This is a genomic window from Gammaproteobacteria bacterium (assembly GCA_013816845.1).
Classification (GTDB): Bacteria; Pseudomonadota; Gammaproteobacteria; order DSM-16500; family DSM-16500; genus Aquicella.
In genome coordinates this window covers 232,823-251,633 of record JACDDU010000005.1, presented here as the reverse complement: position 1 = coordinate 251,633, position 18,811 = coordinate 232,823, and the positions used below count along the sequence as shown (strand labels likewise).

Annotated in this window: 14 protein-coding genes; 6 read left to right on the top strand and 8 right to left on the bottom strand. The window is 38.7% G+C overall.

What is annotated here, in order from left to right; translation table 11 throughout:
• Positions 1–15 precede the first annotated feature (15 nt).
• Positions 16–669, bottom strand: a complete 654-nt coding sequence (locus H0W64_10850; GenBank protein MBA3662220.1) for an outer membrane beta-barrel protein — start codon at positions 667–669, stop codon at positions 16–18.
• 405 nt (positions 670–1,074) lie between these two features.
• Here H0W64_10850 and H0W64_10845 point away from each other — a divergent pair, with 405 nt between their 5' ends.
• Positions 1,075–1,623 carry a hypothetical protein gene (locus H0W64_10845; protein ID MBA3662219.1) on the top strand — a complete coding sequence of 183 codons (549 nt, stop codon included), beginning with the start codon at positions 1,075–1,077 and terminating at the stop codon, positions 1,621–1,623.
• Between the two features lie 78 nt (positions 1,624–1,701).
• Here H0W64_10845 and H0W64_10840 read toward each other — a convergent pair whose 3' ends face one another.
• From H0W64_10840 to H0W64_10825, 4 genes are all read right to left on the bottom strand, one after another.
• The gene (locus H0W64_10840) at positions 1,702–2,763 is read right to left on the bottom strand and encodes a formylglycine-generating enzyme family protein (GenBank protein ID MBA3662218.1); all 1,062 of its coding nucleotides are present in this window, start codon (positions 2,761–2,763) and stop codon (positions 1,702–1,704) included.
• 6 nt (positions 2,764–2,769) lie between these two features.
• Positions 2,770–3,765, bottom strand: coding sequence for a haloacid dehalogenase-like hydrolase (locus tag H0W64_10835; protein MBA3662217.1), 996 nt, complete (start codon positions 3,763–3,765; stop codon positions 2,770–2,772).
• A gap of 46 nt (positions 3,766–3,811) precedes the next feature.
• Positions 3,812–5,509, bottom strand: a complete 1,698-nt coding sequence (locus H0W64_10830; GenBank protein MBA3662216.1) for an arylsulfatase — start codon at positions 5,507–5,509, stop codon at positions 3,812–3,814.
• A gap of 74 nt (positions 5,510–5,583) precedes the next feature.
• A complete protein-coding gene (locus tag H0W64_10825; protein MBA3662215.1) occupies positions 5,584–6,783 on the bottom strand; it encodes a M23 family metallopeptidase in 1,200 nt (399 codons plus the stop codon).
• 301 nt (positions 6,784–7,084) lie between these two features.
• On the opposite strand from H0W64_10825, the gene H0W64_10820 reads away from it, so the two are divergent.
• The gene (locus tag H0W64_10820; GenBank protein ID MBA3662214.1) at positions 7,085–7,369 is read left to right on the top strand and encodes a GTP cyclohydrolase; all 285 of its coding nucleotides are present in this window, start codon (positions 7,085–7,087) and stop codon (positions 7,367–7,369) included.
• Between the two features lie 30 nt (positions 7,370–7,399).
• Here H0W64_10820 and H0W64_10815 read toward each other — a convergent pair whose 3' ends face one another.
• Complete coding sequence (locus tag H0W64_10815) at positions 7,400–8,677, bottom strand: acetyl-CoA C-acetyltransferase (protein ID MBA3662213.1); 1,278 nt, start codon at positions 8,675–8,677, stop codon at positions 7,400–7,402.
• Positions 8,678–8,842: 165 nt separating this feature from the next.
• Between H0W64_10815 and H0W64_10810 the strand changes: the two genes are divergently transcribed.
• Positions 8,843–10,744 (top strand): hypothetical protein, encoded by a 1,902-nt coding sequence (locus H0W64_10810; GenBank protein MBA3662212.1) that lies wholly within the window; start codon positions 8,843–8,845, stop codon positions 10,742–10,744.
• 65 nt (positions 10,745–10,809) lie between these two features.
• Positions 10,810–11,364 carry a type 1 glutamine amidotransferase gene (locus tag H0W64_10805; GenBank protein MBA3662211.1) on the top strand — a complete coding sequence of 185 codons (555 nt, stop codon included), beginning with the start codon at positions 10,810–10,812 and terminating at the stop codon, positions 11,362–11,364.
• Positions 11,365–11,715: 351 nt separating this feature from the next.
• On the opposite strand, the gene H0W64_10800 is transcribed toward H0W64_10805, so the two are convergent.
• The gene (locus tag H0W64_10800) at positions 11,716–13,470 is read right to left on the bottom strand and encodes a hypothetical protein (GenBank protein MBA3662210.1); all 1,755 of its coding nucleotides are present in this window, start codon (positions 13,468–13,470) and stop codon (positions 11,716–11,718) included.
• Positions 13,471–13,783: 313 nt separating this feature from the next.
• Between H0W64_10800 and H0W64_10795 the strand changes: the two genes are divergently transcribed.
• Entirely contained in the window at positions 13,784–15,214 is a 1,431-nt protein-coding gene (locus H0W64_10795; GenBank protein ID MBA3662209.1) for an FAD-binding oxidoreductase, read from the top strand.
• A gap of 11 nt (positions 15,215–15,225) precedes the next feature.
• Here the strand turns inward: H0W64_10795 and H0W64_10790 are convergent, their stop codons facing one another.
• Positions 15,226–15,852 carry an alpha/beta fold hydrolase gene (locus tag H0W64_10790; protein ID MBA3662208.1) on the bottom strand — a complete coding sequence of 209 codons (627 nt, stop codon included), beginning with the start codon at positions 15,850–15,852 and terminating at the stop codon, positions 15,226–15,228.
• A gap of 606 nt (positions 15,853–16,458) precedes the next feature.
• Here H0W64_10790 and H0W64_10785 point away from each other — a divergent pair.
• On the top strand, positions 16,459–18,714 hold the full coding sequence (locus tag H0W64_10785) for an MMPL family transporter (protein MBA3662207.1): 2,256 nt from the start codon (positions 16,459–16,461) through the stop codon (positions 18,712–18,714).
• Positions 18,715–18,811: the final 97 nt, after the last annotated feature.

Here is an 18,811-nt window from a genome sequence, read left to right as displayed (position 1 = left end):
TTATCTATCTTTCTTTTAAACCAGCGCCCAAACAACACCGAGTGACCATAAATCAGAGCTACCCGTGCTGCGATTGCCTCTGGCTTCTGCAAATTGCGCAATGAAATCTATCGTTGGCGTAACACTATAATCTAACCCTAATCCCCAATAGAGATTGCCTGTACTTGAACTTGCAGCAGAGCCTGTTGCAATAGCCATCTTTTGTGCATAGCTGTAAGCAACACCTAATTTTCCTAATGCACTCCATCCGTCAAATAGTGGATAGCGCGCTGTAGCTGCTAAATGAACTGCATAATGCTCAGTTTTAGCAATGAGGGTTGAGCCTGCATATTCTCGAGAATTGGTATAACCCGTATAGCCAATTTCTGCGCCAATGATGCTATTGATTTGATAACCACCTACTACACTTCCGCCTGGACCATTTTCATCGACAGAATCATCAGAAAAAGGGTTAGCACGATCATGTAAATGGGCCACGCCAATGTTACCGCCTACATACCAATGACCACAATCAAGGGTATAGCATCCGAGCGCTTGACCTATTTTATCAAAGCAACTTGAAAAAGCATTGACTTGGGCAAAGATATTGTTTGCTTGCGCAACGCTGCTGAAAGCAAGGCTTAACGTTGCAATGCTCGCAATTTTAAGTGACGTTCTTAATAAATTCATGAGATACCTTCCTTGTAATTAAACAGTAAATCCGCCACTGATACAGCCAAAAAGCAGGGAGCATAAAACAAAGAGTACGAAGAGACGGTAATGAGAAAACTGTTGTAGCATAATGACGATTCCTTTCCTGTTAATTGAATAAATTAGCTTCAATGGGCAATATTATCTCAGGGAAATAGGAATAACAATCAGAGGCGCCTCTAGGATTGTCCGTACGAACTACAAGGCGCTTTTAATTATTCTTTCCCTATCATACAAGAATCACATGATTTGCTGAAAATCCCTTCACTCCCAACAGACAGTGAGCACTTCTAGCGTTCAACGTAGCGAAGTCTATACTATGTTGTTATGATCTAACTCGAAACTTGGCTAGCTTAATTGTGAAGAAAAGAGGGAAAAATTTTTATGGCTGAATTAACTAAATACGACTTAGCCCTCATTGGCATTAAACTTCTGGCTATTTATCTCGGCCTTGAAATGCTGGGTAGTTTGCCAAGTTGGGTCATAACTTTGTCCACCCTATACAGTCAAGGTCCCGCTGCTGGTGTAACTTATCCTTTCACAATAAAATTCCTGGCAATTCTTCTTCCTTTATTAACCTTACTCATTCCTATACTGCTGTGGCTTCTGGCCAATGAATTTGCCGAAATTATCACGAAGCGTACCGCTAAGATGACTTCGCGCCCCGATACACCACTAGATATGCTAAACCTTCAGGCTATGGTATTTTCTGCCATGGGCATATTGATCTTCATCGTAACAGCCCCTGAATTCCTCGCTTGGATTTATGCTTACGTGCGGGCCTACATCATCACACCGCGATTGTTCCAGCCTCAATTTCCACCTTTCCCCCTTCTTGTTGCTCTCGTGCTTAAGTTAGTCCTAAGCCTGGTACTCATTCTTTCTTCTTCAACGTTATCAGCAGCATTACTCAAACTTCGCCATCGTGGTTGAGAAATAAGAGAGATAGAGGTTCGGAGAATGGATTGCAAAGAGAATGCAATTTTTAAATGTTAAATAAGAACATGGCGGCTAACTAATGTTTTCTTTTCTTATTATTAAACGAAATCCGATATGTTCCATCGGATTGTAAGGATCAACTCCTCTTCTTGCACTTGGACGGTAACTACTACAAAAACTTTCATCACATAAAAATGAACCCCCACGTATCACACGTTTGGGTGCATTGTATGGGCCAATTGTTTCGTAAGGATCAAAACTTTCCTGCGGACCCTGCGGATTAATAGCAATTCCAAGTTGTGCTTGATGGCTAAAGGCATCGGCCCGATACCAGTCGGCTACCCATTGCCAAACGTTTCCTGCCATGTCGTACAGACCGTATCCATTGGGCGGGTAATGTCCCACCTCCGTGGTCCCTATTTTTGCTTTGTATTCAGGTTTTACAATGGGAAATTGATCGCCCGGAAAAGTGTTAGCCATGTGCTTTCCTTCCGGTCGGTATTCATCACCCCAACTATAATGCTTTTGATCTAGACCTCCGCGTGCTGCAAATTCCCACTCCGCCTCCGTTGGCAATTCTTTCTTTTTCCACTTAGCATAAGCTTGCGCATCTTCATAAGAAACTTGGACAACGGGGTGATTTTCTTTGCCGCGGATAGAACTGCTTGTACCTTGCGGGTGTTGCCAATCAGCGCCCGGGACGAATGCCCACCACCGTGACCAATCATTAAGAGGTACCGCGTGTGTCGTGCCGGTAAAAACCATTGCGCCTGCTATCATTTTGTCATCAGAAGGTTTGGGTGTACCCATTGGCACTTGCACGCGTATTGTTTCCCAATCAGGCAATCGTTCAGCTGTGGTTCGATAACCGGTTGCTTTAACAAATTCAGAAAATTGTGCATTCGTAACATCAGTTTTATCCATCCAAAACCCATTGATACGGACTTTGTGTTGTGGCTTTTCATTAGCATGCGCGAAACGAGTATTGTTGCCCATCATAAATTCACCACCCGGAATCCAAACCATTGCCGTGCGCGATGCATCATCGTTTCGGGAGTATAAATAAAAGAGGATAGTCATCAGTGCCACTAAAATAAAAAAACTGGCGATGAGGTTTCGACGAAACGTTTTCATAAGATTTTATTTTCTTTCAAAGGGGAAAATGAATTTCCAATCTTTTTTCATACTGATAATTTGCCATTTATTTTTTTTAGCTTCTTCCATTAAACTTGCAGAAAAGGTACCCACTTTCGATTGCGGTCCATAGGCATATTCACGCTTAGCATCATCATGATGAACAAGTAACATTAAACGCTTGCCGGTTCCCGATTGGGTCCACTCCAACATTTCTCTATCTCCATCTGAATTCCCAAAAGCGATAATAGGTTTGCGACCAATGAATAAATTGATGGCTTCAGGCTTACCGAATTTATCATCAATGAATAACATGGCAGGCATTTTAATTAAAACCGGTTGATTACCTTGATAGGTATATTTGGTTTTAGTCGCAGTCCCAATCACAGCATCGGTTGGAACATCATAAATCCGCTCGGCAAAAGCTCGAACGAATTCTTGGCCTCCGCCTGAAACAATATAAATTTTAAACTGATTAGCACGCAAATAGCGCATGACTTCTCGCATCGGCTGATAAATTAATTCTGTATAAGGCCGATTAAAGCGTGGACTCTTAGCTGTGGCTAACCAATCTTGTACCGATTGTATAAAAGCATCAACCGTCATCCCCGCGTGCGTTGCAGCGATGGCTTCTTCATATTCTTGCATCGTGAGACTAGCAAGTGCCTTTCGATCGCCTGAAAGTATTACATTAAAAGGCGGTTGTTCTTTCCATTCGGGATGCTGGGGACTCAATTGTTTAACACGGTTAAACATATAGATGACTTGCGTATAAGCGGGCTGCTCAACCCACAACGTCCCGTCATTATCAAAAGTAGCAATACGATGAGCAGGGGGCACGTAATTTGGTCCTGCTTGGTCTGTTACTTCATGAACAAATTGCAGAATACTATCCTTGACCGCGCCAGCCTGCCATGAGGGTAAGGGATCAGCTTTGGCACTCATGCCAAAACTGATCATGAAAATCAAAACTAATAAGTGCAACTGACTTTTTCTTTTCATGCTAAAACCTTGAGGGGACTTTCGTCCCCCGTTTATCATTCATATTTTATTGCCCTTGTTTAGATTGAATAGCCTTAATGATTTGTTGTTTGACTGCTTCAAGATTAAAGCTCGCCCCAACTTGCATTGGCGGATATTGCACAAACGTTTCACCGAGTTTCGCAACTTCTTGTTGAACAAAAACAAATCGCCAAAACTCATGGGCATAAAAGTCCATACCATATCCCATACCTTGCGAACTCACACGTTCAAAAGGGTCTAATTTTAGATTAGTAATTAACGGCCAGTCTAATTTGACTGTAGCACCAAGCCATCCCCCTGGCTGACTGGTAAACTGATATTTATAATCGTCAATTCTTACGGCACCTAAATTACTTTCCGTGAAATATAAAATTTCATGTCGATTAGAAGGCCCTTTACTTGTAATCAAGTTGGTTTGATCGTAGCCGTCTAAATGAACTTTATAATTAATATTATTGAGCATTTTTCCTTTTAATAATTCATTCGCAATATTTGGGTTTCCTGCAATGGAAACAAAGGTAGGGAACCAATCAAGCCCGGACATAATTCCATTTTCAATTTTACCGGCTGGTATTTTACCGGGCCATCGAACGATGGCGGGGACACGCATGCCGCCTTCTAATGACATACCCTTTTGACCCGCGAAAGGGGTCATGCCGCCATCGGGCCAACTCATGATTTCAGCGCCATTATCAGTGGTGAAAACGACAATGGTGTTGTCATCAATACCCATATCTTTAATTTTCTGCATGACAGATCCTACAATGTCATCCAATTGCGCCATGCCCGCTTCTTCGACATACCAACCATTTTCGGATGTCATCATATTTTTATATTTATCAGAAAGATGGGTAAAAATATGCATACGCGTAGGATTGAGCCAAATAAAGAAAGGCTTACCATCAGCTTTGGCTTTATCCATAAATTTGAAAGTTCGATCTAAAATTTCATCATCAACGGTTTTCATCCGCTCAGGCGAGAGCGGTCCCTCATCGCGAATCGTTTGTTTGCCAATTTTTCCCCATCGTGGTTGGTCAGTGACATCATCTACACCATTCGCCACACAATGAATCATGTTCCGTGGGCCGACTTTGTCCTTAAGCGCTTGGGGATAGGAGTGCCAAAAAGGATCTTCCATCGCATCTAAGTGATAAAGATAACCGTAAAATTCATCAAATCCGTGCACACAGGGCAAATATTTATTGAGGTCCCCCAAATGATTTTTACCAAACTGTCCTGTTTCATAACCCATCGCTTTTAGAGCGGTTGCTATAGTTGGCGCTTGGGCAGGCATACCAACATCCGCCCCCGCTTGCCCAACCGTAGTCAAACCTGTGCGTATGGGTAATTCACCGGTAATAAAATTAGCCCGTCCTGCCGTACAACTCGGCTCAGCGTAATAATCGGTAAAGCGCATTCCTTCTGCTGCGAGTTGATCCAGATGAGGAGTTTTAGTGGACATAATGCCTTGATTGTAAGCACCGATATTAAACCAACCTACATCATCACCCATAATGACCATGATATTAGGACTTGTCGTTGTGACAGGAGCAGGAGCAGAGGCAGGTGCTGCAGGGTTTGGTGTCGGGGTCGTAACTGCTGAAGATTGTGCTTGAGCTATGACTTGGCTCGAGCTCAAACAATCGATAACTGCAATCGTAAAAAATAGAGGTAAAAAGCTAGTTTTTAAAAGAATAAGAGAATGTCTCACAAATGATTCCATCCTTTGTTATCATTTATAAATTTTAAGCAAACTAAAGCTTAGCTTTTTTAGATTATGATTCATAGCAGCTAACCCTAGCTACTACCAAACATCACCACATCATTTTCTAACATCAGTTGATTATTTACTTTAATCATGGCATGTCCCAACATTTGAATGCGGATATCATCACCCTCTAAAACCTTACTTGGATGAAGATAAAATTCTTCGAAAACATAAGGGACACCATTTGCATAAATAAAAGTTGGCTTATCGACTATATGGAAGTGGAGATGAGGTTCGGACGAATTACCCGTATTACCGACTTTACCTAAAATTTGTCCTTTCTTTACAAGGTCACCTGGCTTAACAGTCACTGTACCTGGCTGAATATGAGCATAAAAAGCATAACGTTGGAACCCAATATCCAAAACAACATAATTCCCGCCTACTGTGTCTGCAGTAATTTTTATGGCTCTTTGATCGCCGGGTGTATTTTCTGGAATGTCATTATGAATCGCAACGACCTGCCCCGCTGATACCGCGTAAATGTTGGCACCATAGCAATGATAACTCTCGTTTTTAAATTTATCTCCCGTAAACGTCTGTCCATCTTTCCCCAGCTGCACAAAATCAATGGCATAACGTTGCGCAAAATAAACTTTTCCGTCACCCACACGATAAGCTTCTCGATGCTTAGAAGAATTTGACGGACCATTAAATGCGACCCAGTTATCACCTTGTAAGGGCGCGCCCACAATGATGGGGGGCGTCGATTCGACCTGCATGATTTGCGGTGTTAGAGAAACTCTTTCCAATTCAGGATTCATCATTTGAAAATGAAATTGATGCTTAATTAATGGAGGTACCTTCGCTGCATTTTCAAAAGGTACCCATAAAAAAACAATTTTTTGTTGGCCTGATAAGAGTAAAGCTTTATCTTTATTCTGCGCAGGTGTACCGATAGGGTGCACCATCGTTAAAAGTAAATTCTCATCGAAATGCATAATGGATTGCGTTGGATTTTGTGCATCCAGTAAATCTAAGCCGATTAATTTAATTGGCGTGTAACTAAAATTAGTTAAATACACTTCATAGACTAAATATGCCTTGTTATTGGCAAGCATCGGACTGGGAAATGGTGTCATGCTAACTGCCACTTGGACATCGCGACTTAAAACTGACGTCGTTTGGTTTGTTAACGGCGCTCTCGGCGAAAATGGAAGTGCAAAAGCTACGTGTGATAATGTTGTGATTAAAGAGAGCGCGAATAGATATCGAATTATATTTGACATAAGGATTAAATAAATTCCATCAGAAAAATAACATCATTGCTTGCAATTAAGGTTCATCATTATAACTGATTTTTTGTCGCGAACTAGACCGAAGTCTACTGCTAGGAGGATAAGACATACGAGGCAATAAGAATTAAGTTTATTAAAAATGTAGATGTAAAATAGTAGATGAATTGTGATTTTAACGTTAAAAATTGTTCTTGTATAAAACTGATGAAAATCATACGCAACCATAGACCTCATGCCAATCAAAGGTATAATGCTGTTTCACCCTTTCGTCCAAAAACAGGATGTCAAATTAATGTTTATCGTAACGCTTACTTATAAACAACCACTAGAAATTGTTGATCAACATTTAGCTGAGCATCGTGCCTATTTAGAAGAAGGCTATCGTTATAATTTTTTTGTGACTTCAGGACCAAAAAAACCCAGAAATGGTGCGATTATCATTTCTAATTTAAAAGATCGTGAACAACTTGAAGGCATTTTAAAAGAAGATCCCTTTAACGTGAATGGCGTTACTGAGTATGACATTGTGGAATTTACCCCGACAAAATATCATACAAATTTTGCCTGTTTTATCTAAAAATAATTTAGACAATTAAAATGCGAATGTTTAGTATGATTCCAATAGTGCAGCAATGCCCATGCCCCCAGCTGTGCAAATCGAAATTAAACCGCGCTTTTTACCCCCCTGGGCTAAAAGTTTTGCAAGTGTTCCGGTGATCCGTGCGCCCGTTGCAGCGAAAGGATGGCCCACTGAGAGGCTACTACCTACTACATTTAATTTCGTGCGATCAATCGTGCCTAGCGCTGCGGGTAAACCGAGTACATCGCGGCAATAAGTGACTGTTTCCCAAGCCTTTAAGTTGCAAAGGACTTGTCCCGCAAATGCCTCATGGATTTCAAAAAAATCAAAATCTTGAAACGAAAGTTGATTACGTATCAATAATTGCGCCACAGCTTTTGTAGGCGCCATTAAAAGTCCAGCGCCATGTACAAAATCAACCGCGGCCACTTGCACGTCAATTAATCTTGCGAGTGGCTTTAGACTATACTTTTCTGCACTTCGGTCATTTCCTATTAAGACACAGGCTGAACCATCTGTTAGGGGAGAACTATTGCCCGCAGTTAACGTTCCGGCTTCAAGATCAAAAACTGGTTTTAATTGCGCTAGTTTTTCAAGCGTTGTATCTGCACGCAATGTGCCATCTTTTTTCAAACCCTGAAACGGATAAACCAAATCATCAAAAAAACCTGCGTTATAAGCCTTTGATGCATTCATATGACTTGCTAATGCTAATTGATCCTGCGCAACGCGTGAAATTCCCCATTCTTTGACCATTAATTCACAATGCTCACCCATTGAGAGATGAGTACGAGGTTCATTGACGTTTACAATAGTAGGTTTAAGACTTTGCAACGTAATACCACGCAATGCTTTCACTTTTGCAGTGAAGGTCTTCGCTTTATTCATATTCAGCAATACGCGTTGCAATTGGGGTGACACTTCAATCGGAAGATCGCTATTCGTATCCACGCCACCAGCAATACCAAGATCGATTGCGCCCGTATGAACTTTGAGTGCGATTTGCCAAGTTGTTTCAAGACCCGTACCACAAGCGCGCTGAACATTATAAGCAGGTGTTTCAGGATCGAGCGCAGTATCCAGCAAACATTCTCGAGCTAAATTAAAATCTAATGAGCTATTCATTACTGCACCAAGGGCAATGTCACCGAGAAGTTGATTTTGCAGTTTATAGGTTTCGACAAGACTATTGAGAGAAGCAACCATCAATGCTTTACGGGTGACAAAGTTATATGTCGTTTGACTTTTTGCAAAAGGAACACGGGCACTTCCTAGAATATAAACTTGATTAGATTCAGTCTTCATGATGTTCCTCATGCACATTGAAATAAAAAAAGAGCAGAAACCAGCTTCTCTTATCGGATCAGTAAGAGGCGTTTCAGCAGGGAAATACCTTCCCAGGTTGATTTGCTCTCAAAAAAAAAATCTTCTATAGTCGAGTTTAGGATAAAATCGCATGGAGTGCATACTTTGAAAAAATGTCTTAGCCTTTTATATTATCTTCAATTCAGCTTAATCGCGCTTCTCTCATTTTCGGCAAGTGCCTATACCGCACCTACATTTAATTTAGCTGACAACTATGCTCCTTTCACTCAAAATATTCCCTTACGGAATGCCCGACTATTAATCCCGACACCTGTACCCATGACAGTGAGTGTAGCGAATGCCAACTGGGTTGAAACCATTTCGCTTTGCAATACTTCGGGTAAATCATTATCTTTAAAAAAAATGGAATTTCGTTTTAATTATGCTTCTCCTATGCCGACTAATATTTGGGGCGAGCCTTGGGCTGCATGGAATCTCGTCAGTCAAGAAGGAGCCCAGGTTGTTTTGAGTGGCGGAACAGAATTCATTCCAGAATTACCTTCCGACCCCTATTGCATGCGCCCCCTGACTATCAAATTTTATGCGCCCCCTACTATTCCCGCGCCCACCGGACCTTTTGAATTTAAAACTGAGCAAAGTGATGATCCGGTTCCACCGGATGAAACAGGTGGGGCTGTCAATGTAACAACTTCAGCAAGCCCAGCAGCAGATTTACCTGTTCCCATCATTGCTATCAACGGTTTGGTGAATAATCAACAACGCCAAGTTGATTGGGGTGGTAGATGGAAACTAAGCAGCCTTGAACCAGGTAGTTATTTGGTGACAGGCGTTGCCATTTCGGCTGCGGGAAAAACTTATACTGCTCAACCGACCACGGTTACAGTTGTTGCCGGTGCCACAGTTGATGTGCAAATGAATTATGCGCAAGACCAGATCGCTCAGACGCTTTCCAGCAATCTTCAATCTAGCGCCAGAACGATTCATTTTACTAATAACTGTCCATTTCCTATATGGTTTGGATTGACGAGTGGCATTACACCCAATCGGACTGGCGCAAGCTGCCAAGCAGATAGCGATTGTTATGCAGGATCGGTCTGTGTTGATCGTGGTGCAGGAAGTAAACAATGTTTCTGGAAAAATCCTATACCTACAGACGGTAATTTCAAACTTGATGCAAAAAATGGTACATCGCAAGTTCAAATTCCAGTTTATGAAAATGGTTTGAATACAATTTGGAGCGGTGCTGTAGCTGGACGCACCCAATGCACGGGTCAGCATTGTGAAACAGCGGATTGTGGCGGCGGTGATGGAAGCTGTTCCCTAGGAAAAAGGTTTAATCAACCTGCTACCCAAGCTGAATTTTCCTTAGGAAAAAGTTCGCCGGACTTTTATAACATTGCCATTATTAATGGAATGAATGTACCGCTGACCATTTCACCCTTAGTCAATGAATCAAAAAATGTTAACCCTTATCTTTGTGGAAAAGCAGGATCCGTTCAGCCACAAAATCAAATGGGAGGATGCAACTGGACCTTGCAACCCCCTACCCAGGATTATATTTGGGTTAAAGCAGGCGGCAAATCTTGCACAGCGCCGAAAGATTGTGTTGGCTTCGAACAATGTGGGTTAAGTTACACGCCCGATCAAACACCAACCCTCCAAAAAACGTGTGGTCCGCAATTGGGTTATTGGACTGCAAATCAAATTTGTGCAATTGATAAAAATTTTGGAGCGCCCTTTAATTGCTCAAACAAAACGCCACATGGCTGCGTGGATTGGAATAAGTTAGGCGTCGAAGTAGCACCGCCTCCTTATACACGAGCTTGTGGTAAATCCGATGTCATTTTCGAAACTTATGCACGCACCCAGTTGTTATGGATGAAAAAAGCCTGCCCTTCCGTTTACACTTATGCTGAAGACGATTTCAGTAGCACTTTCATGTGTCAGGTAAAAGGGGACAAGGCAACTGAAATCAATAAAGTAAATTACAATATTACGTTTTGCCCTGGTGGAAAAACTGGTTTTGTAACACAGGCTAAATCCTAGGCTTTGGAAAAGTAGAGATAACCCTGCCCTTAGCAGGGTTATCTTTTTGACAAGGAAAACCGCCCATGACAAAGAATCTCACTGGTAAGAAAATTGCAATTTTAGTAACAAATGGATTTGAACAAGTGGAATTGACTGATCCTAAAGCTGCCTTAGAAAAGGCGGGTGCGAAAGTTGATATTATTTCTCCTGAGAAAGATAAAGTAAAAGGATGGAAACATACGGAGTGGGGAGATGAATTTAAAGTCGACGTTTTACTCGATGATGCAGATCCCACACAGTATGATGCATTGTTATTACCAGGAGGGGTTATTAATCCCGACAAATTACGTCTTAACGATGAGGCGATCAATTTTGTCAAACGTATGAATCAAGCGAATAAACCGATTGCCGCAATTTGTCATGGCCCATGGTTGCTGATTAATGCAGGAATAGTGAAAGATCGTAAATTAACTTCATGGCCTTCGATTAAATTAGATTTAATTAATGCGGGCGCCAAGTGGCATGATGCGGAAGTCATAAGAGATTTAAACCTTGTAACCAGTCGTAAACCTGAAGATATTCCTGCATTTAATGAAGAAATAATTAATGTTTTCTCGGAAGAATTAATTCCCAGCTAATTGGAATAAATCGGCGCTTTAATGAAGTGAGTATTTATCTCACTTCATTAAGTGTTAGGGAACGATCGGGCTCTTATCCCCTACTTGCAAATTCTTCTTTCCATTCTCTTATTGATAAGCAATCGTATATTTTCAATAGCGAATCCAAAATTAATTTGCCGCACAGAAAACTAACCCCATCTTATAAAACCGATGTAAAATCGGAAATTAGTCTTGCCTACTAAAATCAAAGCACAAGATGCTTTGCATGCAGGCAAAAGCAATTTACACCATTTCTTTCTATCAAAAATAAAATGATTCTATCGGTTAAGCAGCAAGTTCATTAGAAGTAGCCGATACACTTAGATTCACTTAACCCATTGTTAAAGTTCGGGAAGAAGGAACAAGGGTTTGATCCATTAACTTATTAGTAAAATAATCAATGATAGCTTGATGGTCTTTATCAGTGAATTTTAATTGATAAACATCATTTGCATATTGTAATATATCTTTAAGTATATTTTTCTGCTCTTGCTTAGTAAAGTTACTCTCATTCAACAATACCTTATCAACTAAGCATTTAATGACTTCTTCAAAACCCTCGTAAATGGCTCGTTCAATAAGGGTTCGCTTTTCCGACCAATACATCCCGCCCCCTAAATGGGGTTTAGGTTTTAATATCGGTACTTTGATTGCTTCCTCTGAGGTATATAAAAAAATACTGCGTAACGCTTCAAGCGACGCCTCTTCTATTACTTCCGGCAAGGAAGTAATATCTTTTGATAAGATAGCGTTATTAAGGCTGGGGATATTTCTAATCGCTAACTTTTTAAATATTGTTATTCGCGCCGGTAAGCTCGTATTTTCACAGCGTGATTGCGCAGGATATTTTCCTTCCTTATTTTTTAATTCAAACTTCGCCCCTAATTTCAAAAATATAGTTAAAACTGCTTCTAATCTTTCAGTGGGTTGATTCGCAATGGCAAAGGCAGGCGTTTCACCCCTTCTGTCTTTAGCATTGACTAAAAGGTTGCAAACATTTTCGCCAAGTGCTGAAATCATTAGATTAAGAGTCTCTTCATCCCCACGTCTTGCAACGTGATGTAACCAATTTTGATCATCTTGATGAAATAAAATATTGAGCTTGTTTGAGCTCGCTAAAACTAATTTTAGCACTTCATTACAACCATTTTGAATAGCAAGCCAAGCTAATAACTCCTGGGTCAAATGCATTGCTGCTGCAACATCATATGCAAAAAGTTCTTCCTTAAATTCTAGGGCGAGGTGCAATAACATTGTTTTATTATTAAATTTTTCGATATGAAAATGACCTTGAAAATATTGTTTTGCGGAAGCATGAATTAATTGTGCGACCTCACTCGCATGAATTGAACCGGAAAATTGCGTATCATAGTAATGGCTATAGGGGTTGATTTGACAACGGGGCGCTAATAAATTTTCGCATCCACTTTCATAGTTAACACAACCCGTTTGTTTTAAAAATAATGCCATTTCATTTTCTTTAACCACAAATGAAGGTGCGAAAAAGGTGAGCGGTGCGGGTTTGTTCAGATTTGCAATAGCAACGCGCAACACTTGCGGAAGTTCAAACTTAAAAAGTGGAGCGCGATCTATAAGGATGGTCGCAAATTCAATCCATGATTTTCGGTTTATTAACCGATTGCAAACGTTAAAAAATAAATTCTCTTCCGCAAAAGTAAGTAAAAGTAAGAACAAATCTTGTTGCTTATTTGTTATTAATATATCAAGAATAAAATCATCTTTTAGAATAGGAACCGCCATGGCCCTGCCAACTTTTTCATCATAGATTAAAAGTTTAAATAAGCATTGTTTAGCAATACTATCAGCATAATTCAAATCAAATAGCTTGCCCATGACATTAGTATAATTAAACCAGCCTTTGTCCCAGTGAATAGCGGTAGCTAAAATAAATTTCAATAAAAAAAGTTGTTCTGCATCAGTTAAAGGGTCTTTAATTTTACGCAGGAATGCAATGAAATCGGAGATCCTATTATCGTTATACCAGAGGGTTAATAACGTCGTTAAGGACAAAGTTTTTTTTGATGAGGCCGTCTCTTTTAATAAAATATCAATATCATCAGCCATTTTAGTGCTCGCTTAAAATTTTACCGGGTGATTTTAAAATTCGTATAATATAAACACACGTATACATCATCATCTTTTAAATGAGCTAGATGTGGTGCACTCCATCATAGCTCAATTGTTCTTAGTAATGGTGCATTAGGATGCACGTTTATATAATGGGTTAACCACCTTGTTAAATCTCCTATCATGTTTATTGAAAGAATGAACCCAATCTAAGATAAATCAAGCAGATATTGTAGACGAATGGGAATTTGCGTAATTTTTATGCTAAAATATCCAGCTACCAATGTGGCCCTCATAAAGTATTATTTATATGTTAAAAAAACTAAATTTTTTACATTTACTCTTTGAAGCAGCCTTAATAATACTTTTTAGTCCATCATCATTTGCCGTTACCTTAAATGACAATGGACGAATTAACGCAACACAAGTATCACGCATCATACGTGTTAAATCTGAAACTGACATCCTAAACGCAATTAAAAAAGCGCATGAAGAACATATTCCAATTGCCATTATGGGCAAACAACACAGCCAGGGTGGGCAATCACTTGCATCTAATGCAATTGAATTAGATATGCTTTCATTCAATCGAGTTTTAAAAATTAACACCCAGAAAAAACAAGTTACTGTGCAAAGTGGCATAACGTGGAGTGACTTGCAGAAATATATTAATCCATACAACTTAGCGATCAAGTCCATGCAATCACCTAATATCTTTACAGTAGGTGGATCAATGAGTGTTAATGCGCATGGAGACGATTTTCGAGCAGGTGCTGTTGGAAATAGTATTGTGGCATTTGATATATTGCTCGCGAATGGTCAAAAGGTTTCTGTAACACCAACTACGAATCCAAAATTGTGGTCAGCAGTGATAGGAGGTTACGGATTATTCGGAGTTATTACTAATATAACGCTGCAATTAACTGATAACAACTTACTTGTTAGTCATTATCAAAAAACTAATGTAGATAATTTTCCGGTTTATTTTCGCGAGAAGATATTAAATAATAAAGATGTGACTTTGTTTTATGCGCATTTAAACATCATACCTCATTCCAGTTTTTTACAAGATATGTATGTTATTACTTACACAGATACTAAAGAATTATCCACTCACATAATTTCCCTAGATAATCCTGATAAGTGGAACGTAATTCTCACGCCCATATTCAATATATCAAGACACGGTGAGTTAGGTAAAAAAGTGCGCTGGAACATGGAGAAACGAATTTTTCGCAAAATATATAATAATCATGTTGCTACTAGAAATAATGCGATGGAAAAGCCAGTTAAATTCGCATCGGATTATTACAGTAAATATAATGCAGATTGGCTACAAGAATATTTCATTCCTCTTGATCAATTTCCTCAATTTATAAAAATTTTAAGCTCTGTTATTTTGAAAAACAATGTCAATTTGCTTAATGTTACTATTCGATATGTCCCTACGGAATCGAATATTTTATTACCCTACGTAAAAAATAATTGTTTTGCTATTGTTTTGTACTTCAATCAAGATTTATCGGGAAAAGAAGTTGAACATACTAAATTATGGACGAGAAAATTGATTGATACCACATTATCAATGGATGGGAATTATTATTTACCTTATCAGAATTTTGCGAGTGAATCTCAATTTAAACAAGCTTATCCAGGATATGAAAAAATAATCGAACTTAAAAAAATTTATGACCCGAAAAATATATTTACTAATAAGCTATATCAAATATATTTCAAATAAAATCAAGCGTATCAGAAATTTCCGCTTTGCAAAAAATTAAGAATGACCTTTCTTGTTTTTGGATGGTTCATAATAAAAGTATGAGTCGAGTTAATGATGACAAAATCATTTTGCCTACTCATGTGAGTTGCAGATGGCGGCACTTTCGCATCAAATCTACCTGCTATCGTTCCAATTTTTACTTGTTCAGGCACGCCAACTTGATGAACATAAGCGTCATGATCACAACTTAGCTCAGCTAGTGGCTTTATGAATGACGAAAGAAAAGGAGTAATGGTTAAGCATAATTTTGCAAGCAAAGATCCTTGATTAGGCGGAGCGAGCATAATTAAGGAATTACATCTATTTAATTTTTTGGGAGTAAGCTTACTTAGTGCTTCTCTCGCAATAATACCGCCGAGACTGTGTGTAATAAAATGTAAATTTTTACTAGCGTTTGCTAATAATAAACCTTCAATAAAACTTTGAAATTGAACCCCATGTTCACTAATCGTATATTTAGTCGATGGGTAATGATAACTATAAGTTTCATACCCTTGCTTGAGGAGATAAGATTCTAAACGATACATGCTTCGATGTGATCGCATCAAACCATGTATTAATACAATGATTTCATTATTCATTATTTTTGCTGTCATTTTTTAAAACGCTATCAATTTTTTTTAATACTCGCTGGGTTTTTAATCTGTAATTTTTTTTAATTTTTTTGATCAATGACTTTATCTTGATGACGATTGATTCCAACAACCACAATTCAGAAACTACTATACCAACTTAGTAAAGTATTTGCTTAGAATCATGTGGATATTGCTTTTTTTTTAATATTTTTATTAATATGTTTGTAGGATTTATTTTACACACATATTGCTTTTAGCCCTCGTTAAAAATTGGGCAAAACATATTTTCGATTTACCATTTCATACGCGGATAAAAGAACAAATTATTTGAATTTATGAATTGAACTCATGATGTTACCTGGCAGAAGGGGAAAAGCTTGAATTTAGCTGGAGAAAATAACTCAACACTACAAAATTCGTTTGGCAACATTCATTTATAAACTTATTAAAAATTAAACTTAACCTTCAACCTTTCTTGCGTAATTCATTGATCAAACTCAAATTATATTTTAGAAGCGATTGTTATGCATAAAGGATTGCCATTTTGTAAGATCTGGTCAACAAATATACTGACCTAATAAGGTAAAATAGAGATACCTGTCAAAATAAATGGACTTGCAACTCTCTATGAGAGATAAATTTTCCAGGAAAAAAAAACATTGGCTCATTGTGATTTCTTGGATCATAGCAGCAGTGATATGTACAATTTACCTTCCCTATGCTGGTAAGCCTTTTAAGATTGGAGAAGTCAGAGACCCTAAAGCGGAAAGTACGTTAGCATCTAATATCATGGAGAAAGAATTACCTTTTGGCGGTTCGCGATTATTTGTCTTATATAAAAGTGATAAGTTAAATGCTAATCATGCTCCATTTACTACGCAAGTTAAAAAGTCACTCGATGGGTTAAAGAAACTGTCATTCGAACATCGTGTTATATCACCTTACCAAAATGCCCGGCAAATTTCCGCCTCGGAACGAGAAGCATATGCAGTGGTTGAAACCAATTCTACTGCAGAAGAATTAGCAAGTTCCATGAATGATATTCGTAATGCATTAGGTCAACCTAAAAATATTGAAATGTTTATTGGTGGAGAACCTTCTTACATTGCTGATGTGTATCGTCTTAGTGAGATCAATCTAATTCGCGGAGAATTAATTGCTTTACCCATTTGTTTTGTAGTTCTTATTTTTGTATTCGGCGGCATTGTTGCTGCATTCATCCCCATCATTTCCGGTATCATTTGTATCATCATCATTAGCACAATTTTATATATATTGGGCCATCAAATCGATTTAACGGTGTTTGTTTTAAATATTGCAACCATGTTGGGGTTGGGCCTTAGTTTAGATTATACCCTTCTCATTACCTATCGCTTTCGAGAAGAACATGCTAAATGGCATGACTGCAAAAAAACGATTGAAATTACCCTAGCGACTGCCGGTAAATCCATTTTTTTTAGTGGTCTTATTGTTTTAATTAGTATTGCATCATTAATTTTCTTTCCGATCAACATGCTTTATTCCATAGGAATTGCAGGAGTTGTGGTCGTCGCCATTACCGTATTGTGTTCTCTTACCTTTCTACCAGCTTTACTTTGCATTCTCGAGAAAAATGTAACGTCGACCATTCCCCAGTTAAAACATTTTACAACCGAAGACGTTCATAATCATCGGTGGTACCGCTTTGTTATGGTGGTCATGCGTTTCCCATTTTTATTTTTAATTCCAACGATTGGGATATTATTATTACTAGGTTATCCCTTTTTGGACGTTAAACTTAATAGTTCTGATGCGAAAATTTTACCAACGTGGGTCGAAAGCCGCCAGTTACTTGATCAATTTGAACAAAATTTTAATGCCAATGAATTAACGCCAACGCTTATTCTTTTTAAATCGCAAAATAAATCGATTATCTCTAAAAATAATATTTCGCATTTATATGATTATGCGCAACACTTAAAAAAGGATCCGCGGGTGAAACGTGTAGGAAGTATCGTTACGATTAAATCTGGATTAACTAAACAGCAGTATCAACAACTCTATGCGTCGTCGCCCTTACCTTTTGATGAATACCAAAAGCAATTTTTTAAAGGCAGCACAAAAGGCAAGTATACAATCATGAGTGTCGTAAGTAAGTTTTCAAAAGATGATGTAAGAAATTTTGATTTAGTTGATACCGTGCGCCATAACAAAATTGGTGGTCACATTACGAAACAAGTCGCAGGAACTTCCGCCACCATCATCGACACTTTGCATATTGTTTATAACTTATTTATCAAGGTGGTTATTGTCATTAGCATTGTAACTTACTTGGCGCTCGTGTGGTTATTACGTTCACTTATTCTCCCCCTAAAAGCCATCCTCATGAATTTTTTAAGTTTGAGTGTTTGTTACGGCATGTTAGTTTTTATTTTTCAAGAGGGTCACTTTGCTAACATTATTAATTTCACGCCGGTTGGCTTTACCGACATGAACCTTCCTATCCTATTATTTTTTGCTTTGTTCGGACTCTCCATGGATTATGAAGTTTTTTTATTATCCCGTATCAAAGAATATTATGAACAAACCAAAGATAATACAAAAAGTGTGGCCCTTGGCTTAGAAAAAAGTGCCCGAATTATCACCAGTGCAGCTCTAATAGTTGTGATTGTATCGGGTGCCTTTGTAACTGCTGATATCGTGTTCATTAAAGCGTTTGGTTTAGGTACCGCACTCGCAGTCGCCATTGATGCTACCTTAATTAGATTATTATTGGTTCCAACCACTATGCGTTTATTAGGGGATTGGAATTGGTATATCCCCCAATGGTTAGATCGTATCTTACCGAATATTAATTTCGATAAAGAAGTCACCTCGTATAAAAAACCCAATTCGAAAGAATAGGTATGCCTGTAACAGATCACCGAAATCATTTCTTTTAAAATCAACTTGTAATTAGACTTGACAACTCGAATCGGCAATTGTTAGTTTGGGATAGAAC